The 7287-nt window shown below is 30.9% G+C and carries 8 protein-coding genes; 6 read left to right on the forward strand and 2 right to left on the reverse strand.

All coding sequences use genetic code 11. The features are described from left to right. Positions 1-135: 135 nt before the first annotated feature. Together ACKI67_RS05505 and ACKI67_RS05510 are read right to left on the reverse strand one after the other, a co-directional pair. Positions 136-573 (reverse strand): molybdenum cofactor biosynthesis protein MoaE, encoded by a 438-nt coding sequence (locus ACKI67_RS05505; protein ID WP_407462425.1) that lies wholly within the window; start codon positions 571-573, stop codon positions 136-138. A gap of 150 nt (positions 574-723) precedes the next feature. Next, positions 724-1260 carry a nicotinamide-nucleotide adenylyltransferase gene (locus ACKI67_RS05510; RefSeq protein WP_407462426.1) on the reverse strand — a complete coding sequence of 179 codons (537 nt, stop codon included), beginning with the start codon at positions 1258-1260 and terminating at the stop codon, positions 724-726. Between the two features lie 260 nt (positions 1261-1520). Between ACKI67_RS05510 and cofH the strand changes: the two genes are divergently transcribed. The 6 genes from cofH (at position 1521) to ACKI67_RS05540 (ending at position 6737) form a co-directional block, all read left to right on the forward strand. Then, complete coding sequence (cofH, locus tag ACKI67_RS05515; protein ID WP_407462427.1) at positions 1521-2642, forward strand: 5-amino-6-(D-ribitylamino)uracil--L-tyrosine 4-hydroxyphenyl transferase CofH; 1122 nt, start codon at positions 1521-1523, stop codon at positions 2640-2642. An 808-nt stretch (positions 2643-3450) separates the two neighbouring features. Further along, on the forward strand, positions 3451-5172 hold the full coding sequence (locus ACKI67_RS05520) for an ATP-binding cassette domain-containing protein (protein ID WP_407462428.1): 1722 nt from the start codon (positions 3451-3453) through the stop codon (positions 5170-5172). A gap of 102 nt (positions 5173-5274) precedes the next feature. Then, the gene (locus ACKI67_RS05525) at positions 5275-5685 is read left to right on the forward strand and encodes a universal stress protein (RefSeq protein ID WP_407462429.1); all 411 of its coding nucleotides are present in this window, start codon (positions 5275-5277) and stop codon (positions 5683-5685) included. Between the two features lie 100 nt (positions 5686-5785). Further along, positions 5786-5944, forward strand: coding sequence for a rubredoxin (locus ACKI67_RS05530; protein ID WP_407462430.1), 159 nt, complete (start codon positions 5786-5788; stop codon positions 5942-5944). 116 nt (positions 5945-6060) lie between these two features. Further along, positions 6061-6216 carry a rubredoxin gene (locus ACKI67_RS05535; protein WP_407462431.1) on the forward strand — a complete coding sequence of 52 codons (156 nt, stop codon included), beginning with the start codon at positions 6061-6063 and terminating at the stop codon, positions 6214-6216. 23 nt (positions 6217-6239) lie between these two features. Beyond that, a complete protein-coding gene (locus ACKI67_RS05540) occupies positions 6240-6737 on the forward strand; it encodes a ferritin (RefSeq protein WP_407462432.1) in 498 nt (165 codons plus the stop codon). The last annotated feature ends 550 nt before the right edge of the window (positions 6738-7287 follow it).

Below are 7287 nucleotides of genomic sequence, written 5' to 3' on the forward strand. Positions count from 1 at the left end.
ATATTTTCTTATTTTTTAAATTTTTTTCAAAAAAAAGTTTTTTAAGTTTTTTAGTTTTTAAGTTTTTTTTTTTATTTATGTATTTTATATGGTTTTGAGGGTGTTTTAGAATGGTGGTTTGTAATGGAAGAAGAATTATCCTCCTGCCATTATAATTTTAGTTCCTTCATTGGAAAGCTCTTCTTTCTTAAAGTCAATTTCATGTTTTACTCTTTCGATAACTTCTGTGAGAGCTTCTAAAGTTTCTCCTCTGTGAGGACCAAGAACTACTACCAAGAACAATTGATCTCCGGTGTAGAACTCTCCAATATAATGAATTACACTAATTTCAAAAACGCCATATTTAACTTTAGCTGTTTCTACAATAGCTTCTATTTCTGCTAATCCTTTTTCTTTATCAGGTAGGGTTAAAGTGAGTTTATCAACAGTTTTATTTTCTTCAGTTCCTCTTACAATACCTTCAAAACTGTAAATTGCTCCAGCTTCATCCACTCTTTGTGATTTTTTAATGTCTGCAATTAAATCTCCGATAGTAAAGTATTCTTCGTCTTTTTCTACAATTTTTATTACCATTTTATCATCCTAATAAATAATGAATAAAATAAATTTAAGTTTTATACTTAAAGTTAATTTGTCTTATTCCATTAATATATTTAATTTTTTTATTAATAAATATAACGATTGTTATATAATTTTTCTAAAAAAATAGAAATAAAATAAGAATTATAATTCGCTTAATTCTTTCTTGCTCAATTCTTTTATTCTATTGACACCATCAATCTCTTCTATTACTTTAGCAGTAGCTTTAGGAACAAGAGATTGCCAGTCTCCATCATTTAAGATTCTATCTCTGACTTCAGTTCCTGACAATACTTCCCTATCGAATAATTCAGGCTGATAGATTTCATATCCCTCTTCCTTAAACAATCTTTTGACAAGTGCATTTCCACTATATACTTTAGAAAAAGGAGGAGTCAGCATCTTGACTTGAGCAACCCATAAGGCATTTCTATTAATGTCTTCAATAGGTATTATGTAATATCTTTTAGGGTCGATATCAGCATCATCCAATGCTTGGGTCATCATCATAATCCTTTCACCTGCAGTAAATGGATCTTTTAGCTCATGGCTTAACTGAGCGCTTCCAATACCAATTACAACTTCATCGACATAATTCAATGTCTTCTCTATAATTTGGATATGGCCATTATGAACAGGTTGCATTCTTCCGATTAATAAGCCACGTGTTACGTTTTTCATTGCAATAATATTTATCTTTTATATTATTAGTATTTGTTTATCAAAACCCATTATAAATAGATTTTCAATAATGTATAAAATTAAACATTTTGATTAATAAAAATTATTTTTTGTCTTAATTTAATTAATAATAATTTATATATCTTTATTAATTATTTAATCAATTTTTAATTCAAATTAAATCATTTAACAAATTTAAATTAATTATTTTTTATTTTTCATAGAAAACTTTATATGTAATATAAGACTGATTTAAAATTATGTATAATAGAATTAATGTGGCATCCAAAACTAAGAAAATATTAGATAGCGCTTTTGATGAGCCTATCTCAGTTGAAGATGGGAATTACTTGATGAATCTAAAAGGTTCAGAAATCTATCCGCTTTTGGCAACAGCAGATGCAGTGCGTGAAGAGATTGTCGGAGATAAGGTTACTTTTATCAACAATTGTAACATTAACTTCACAAATATATGTCATGTCCGTTGTGGATTTTGTGCTTTTGGTAAAGATCCAGACGACCCTGAAGCATATCTGTTGGATGATGAAGGCATTTTGGAAAAGGCTGAAGGCAGCTATCGAGATGGTGCCCGTGAATTCACTGTAATGGGAGGGGTGCTTGAGGATGCAACTGTTGAATACTATGAGCATATCTTAAAACTGCTCAAGTCCCATTATCCTGATGTTGAAATTCATGGATTCTCTCCAACCATGATTAGAGATGCTGCATTAAATAGTGAAATACCAGTAGAAGATGCATTTAAGATATTGAAGAAGGCAGGTTTGGATACTTTACCTGGAACTGCTGCTGAAATATTGACTGACAGATCCAGAGAGATAATCTGTCCTAAAAAGGTATCAACTCAAGAATGGATTGATGTAGTAAAGATAGCTCAGGAAGCAGGAATTACAGGTTCTGCAACAATGATGTATGGTCATGTAGAGACTCTTGAAGAGAGAGTGGAACATTTAGATATTCTTAGACAGATTCAACTCGATACTGGCGGATTCAATGAATTCATTCCAATGACATTCATGCATGAGCACTCACCGATATTCCTTGAAGGACAAAGGGATTTAGGAGCCACAGGTACTCAAGACCTAAAGCTTTATGCAGTAGCAAGATTAATGTTTAGGGACATCATTCCAAATATTCAAGTATCTTGGGTAAAGATGGGATTCAGATTTGCTCAAGTTTCACTTTTAGCCGGTGCAAATGACTTAGGCGGAACTTTAGGTGGAGATGAATTGTCTGAAGCTTCAGGAGCTCCGGATGGTGTAAATGCAAGTATTAGGGACTTAACTAAATTAGTCAATGACTTGGGAAGAGTTCCAATAGAGAGAAATTCCACTTATACAGAATTCTATCCAATTGAATTCTAAATTTCTTTTTTTTATAATTTTTCATTTTTTAACTAATTTTATCTATTTTTAATAAGGATGAAAGGATATCTAAGGTTAAATCATACCTATAAAACTTTTTGTAAAATTCGACTATCGTGAAACTACAGTTTATTCAATGAAAATTAAGATCATTTGAATAATGAAAAGGAAAACAAGCAAAACTTGTCTCAAAGTCACGACCATAATTTCACCTCCTTTATTTGGGAAATTGAGGATTTATTTTAGATACCGAAACCTTGATAATAGTTTAAATTAATTATTTATAAATTTAACCAATTTTATGCCTTTTGTTTAGTTTTTAATTATCATATTGTTATTATTTTGTAAAAAACAATCTTTTTAGAATATTTATATTAAATTGGATTATGTAAAACTAGTTTTTTTTTTTAAAATTAGTATGAAAAATAGTTTAAAGTATGTTAAAATTTTTAATTATAAAAAAATAGCAAGTAATAGTTAACGTTAAAAGAATCCAAAAAGGAGGATTCTTCAACGTTTCAATTTCCCAATAAAGGAGTTTACATAAAGGTGTAAACCCTTAATCTTATTTTACGATTTATATTATTTAAATCTTATCAATTATGAATAAATAAAGTTTATTTTACAGTCAATATTGCTTTAATTTCGTTATTTTTCATTTTTTTAGGAATTTTGAAAAGGTTTTAAATATAGGTAAATTTAATATTATATTATGTATAAATATTTTAATAATATTTAAAATTAAAAAAATTATTAAATTAATTATCCTAATTAATAATAATCTTTTAAAAATTCAAATAGTGGTATAATGATAAGTATTAAAAACCTTTCTAAATCATATAAATTAGATAATGGGGAAGAAGTGAAAGCCCTAAATAACATTAATCTTGAAGTTAAAGAAGGAGAGATCGTAGGTATTTTAGGTACAAGCGGTTCCGGTAAAACAACTCTTTTAAGAATATTAAGAGGAGTGGAAAAATTTGATGAAGGTGAAGTTAGAGTAGAGAGATACACCTTAAAGCCGGATTCCACTCAATTTTATTTCAATCAAGTCAAAAAGGAAACTGCAATTCACTTGCAAAGGTCTTTTGGTATTTGGCCTGAAACTGTTCTTGACAATGTTGTAAGGAAATTATACGGTGCAAAATACGGAGATGAGGCAGGAACTGACTTTGAATTGGCTCATGACCAATTCGATAAGGAAGCTTATGAACTATTGGAACTTGTAGGCCTTAAGGAAAAGTCAGGCCACTTGGCTTCTGTATTAAGTGGTGGTGAAAAGCAAAGACTCATTATGGCAAGACAGCTTGCTAAAAAGCCTAAAGTCATGCTCCTTGACGAACCTGCTACAATGGCATGTCCTAAAACCAAACAGGAAATCTTGAATGCTGTTAAAAAGATCAATGAAGAATTGAACATCACTATTGTTTTAGTATCACACTTGCCTGAGATTCATAAATTCTTAGCTGAAAGGGTAATCCTTTTGGAAGATGGTGAAATAGCTAAAGAGGGAGATGTTGATGAAATCATCGATGAGTTCCTATCTGACATTGAAGACCCTGTTGACATTGAGCTTGAATCCACAGATGAAACCTTGATTAAAGCATGTGATTTGGATAAAAGGTTCTATTTGCTTAAAGGTAAAGATGTTTTGCATATGAAGGACATCAGCTTTGAAGTTAAGAGAGGAGATGTTCTATCATTAGTCGGTCCAAGTGGAGCAGGTAAGACAATTCTTCTTCGTATGTTAGGGGGTATGGATGTGCCTGACAGTGGAGATGTCCTATTCAAGCTTGAAAAAGAAGAGGATGGAGAAGCTGTAACCAAATGGGTAGACATCAGAAAAGCAAGTCTTGACAGGATGGAAGTTAGAAGAAACATAGGTTTCATGCATCAGGAATTCGCTTTGGTATACTGGGCTACCGTTCAAAGCCAATTAGCCAAGAAACTAGGTTACAAAAGATTTGATATGGTTCAGGAAGCAAAAGAAAGGGCTAAGGAAGAAGGATTGCCTGATATCTTGCTTGATGCATTGTATCAATTGACTGACCTTCCAGAAAGAGAAGCTAAAGCTCGTCTTGAGCAAGTAGGGCTTGAACCAAGTATATTAGATGAATTGTTCCCTAAATTCCCTGAAGCAGAAATTGCAGAGCAAGTTGCAGACTTATTTGAAGCGCTTGACTTGCCTTTAGACATTTTAGGAAGAAGATCCTTCGAATTGTCTGGTGGTCAAAAGGTAAGGGCTATGCTTGCACTTGTACTTGTATCCAAACCAGACATACTATTGCTTGACGAACCGTTTGGAGACTTGGATCCAAAAACCTTAAGAACAGTCACTAACTCACTTAAGAGAATCTGCAAAGAGTTTGGAACCACAATTGTAATGGTTTCACATAACACAGACTTCATAAGGGAATTAAGTAACAGAGCTATCTTCATTGACCAAGGTCTTCTTAAGGATGACACTAAAGATGTTGATAGGTTAGTTGATGACTTTATTGGATTCTGTAAGGCTGATTACTTGATGTAATCAGTTATTTTATTTATTTTTTTTCGTCATTTCTTTATTTTTTTATTAAGACTTTTCATTGAATTTAATTTAAGATAATTTTTTCTATTTCAAGAGGATAATATGTTTAAGAATATTTTAGTTGCTAGCGACGGTTCCAAATGTGGGGACAAAGCTGTAGATTTAGCTATTGATTTAGCAAGCAAATACGGTGCAAAAATCTCTGCTTTATATGTTATGGATTTTGCATTGGACTTTACATATGATGACTTGGATGATGCTGGTGGAGCAGTCTTGGATGATATTACAGCGAAAGGAAAGGAAAAGGATGTTGTTGTAGTGGAACATATAATCACTGCAGATCCTATTCAAGACATGGCTACTATGATTAGAAAAATCAACCCTGACATTGCTGTTTTTGGAGCTTTTGGAAAGTCTATGGACAATGAAGAGAATATAGATTATGCTAAAATTGGAAGTGTGGCTGAAAATGCTTTAAAAGTTTCTAAGGTTCCTGTAATTTTGGTTAAATAATATTGCTTTAGTTGAGATTAAAAATAAGTTGCAATAAAATAAAACATTTTATATATCATTAAAATTATAAATATTATTAATTATTATTGGAGGTAAAATCATGGCAGAATACAAATGTACTGTTTGTGGATACATATACGACACTGAAAAAGGTGAATCCAGAAGAGACGTCGCTGCAGGAACTGCTTGGGAAGACGTACCAGATGATTTCAAATGCCCTTTATGCGGTGCTGTAAAAAATATGTTTAAAGCATTATAAATTAAGCATTATAAATTAAGCATATAATTTAAATTTTTAAAATTTATTAAATTTTTTTTAAATTTATTAATTTATAGTATGTAAGATAAATCTTTTTAAATATTGAAGGTGAAAATATGGCTATGGTATGTGACATTTGTGGATACACTTATGACCCTGAAGCTGGTGATCCTGACAATGGCATTGAAGCAGGAACTGCTTTTGAAGACTTACCAGATGACTGGACTTGCCCATTATGCGGTGCAGCAAAAGCAGATTTTGTGGATGAATAAATTTAAATTTTGAGGTTTTTATTATGGTAAATGAAAAAATGGAAGCTGCATTAAATGCTCAATTAAATGCAGAAGTATATTCCGGATACTTATACTTATCTATGGCAGCATACTTTGAAGACATTGACTTAGCAGGATTTGCTAACTGGATGAGAGTACAAGCTGCAGAAGAATTAGAACATGGAATGAAATTCTATGATTACATCATTAGAAGAGGGGCAAGCGTAACCCTTACTGCAATTGAAGCTCCACAAACCGAATGGGACTCTCCACTTGCAGCATTCGAACATGTTTTATCCCACGAACAAATGGTTACCGGCTTAATCAATGATTTAGTTGACTTAGCTATTGAAGAAAAAGACCATGCAACCAACAACTTCTTGCAATGGTTCGTTGAAGAACAAGTTGAAGAAGAAGAAAATGCTATGGAAAACTTAGCTAAACTCAAATTAGCTGGCGACGACAAATCTTTATTATACAAACTCAATGAAGAATTTGCTGGTCGTGGCGGTGAAGAATAGATTTAATCTATTCTTTCTTTTTTTATTTTTTAATTTTATTCTAATTTATCTATTTTTAACTATTTTTATCAAAAATATCTAATTTTATTTAAATCCATTATTTTTATGAAATAACATCAATTTGATTGAATAATTATAATATATCAATTTAAATGAAAGTTAACTCCTACAAAAACTATAATATTTATTTATAATGAAAATTAAGTATCAATTGAAGGTTTTTTATGCCTGCAGAAAATATATTCATTACTTGGAGGCATAAAATGAAAACCAAAATTAGAGATATTCTTAAATATTCATTTGGGGTCTTTAGAGAACGTTCTGGAGATATTCTTAAATATTCATTAGAAATCTTGAAGATTTTCATAATGCTAATGAAATAAATTTGTAATCTGTTGTCGAATTTTAAAAAAATTTTTGTTTAATATTTTCATTGGGTAGTTTTTTACCTTCAAAATAATAAAGATTATATATTTCTAAAAATAGAATATATGTTAGAGTTTATTTCAAACTCCAAGTAATGAAAATTTAAAGTTAAGAATTCTTTTGA

It is taken from the genome of Methanobrevibacter sp. (assembly GCF_045577275.1).
Classification (GTDB): domain Archaea; phylum Methanobacteriota; class Methanobacteria; order Methanobacteriales; family Methanobacteriaceae; genus Methanobrevibacter.

Coding starts and splice junctions, on each gene's coding strand:
- ACKI67_RS05505 (WP_407462425.1), bottom strand. CDS start 573: ATGGTAATAAAAATTGTAGAAAAAGACGAAGAATACTTTACTATCGGA.
- ACKI67_RS05520 (WP_407462428.1), top strand. CDS start 3,451: ATGATAAGTATTAAAAACCTTTCTAAATCATATAAATTAGATAATGGG.
- ACKI67_RS05510 (WP_407462426.1), bottom strand. CDS start 1,260: ATGAAAAACGTAACACGTGGCTTATTAATCGGAAGAATGCAACCTGTT.
- ACKI67_RS05540 (WP_407462432.1), top strand. CDS start 6,240: ATGGTAAATGAAAAAATGGAAGCTGCATTAAATGCTCAATTAAATGCA.
- ACKI67_RS05535 (WP_407462431.1), top strand. CDS start 6,061: ATGGCTATGGTATGTGACATTTGTGGATACACTTATGACCCTGAAGCT.
- ACKI67_RS05525 (WP_407462429.1), top strand. CDS start 5,275: ATGTTTAAGAATATTTTAGTTGCTAGCGACGGTTCCAAATGTGGGGAC.
- ACKI67_RS05530 (WP_407462430.1), top strand. CDS start 5,786: ATGGCAGAATACAAATGTACTGTTTGTGGATACATATACGACACTGAA.
- cofH (WP_407462427.1), top strand. CDS start 1,521: ATGTATAATAGAATTAATGTGGCATCCAAAACTAAGAAAATATTAGAT.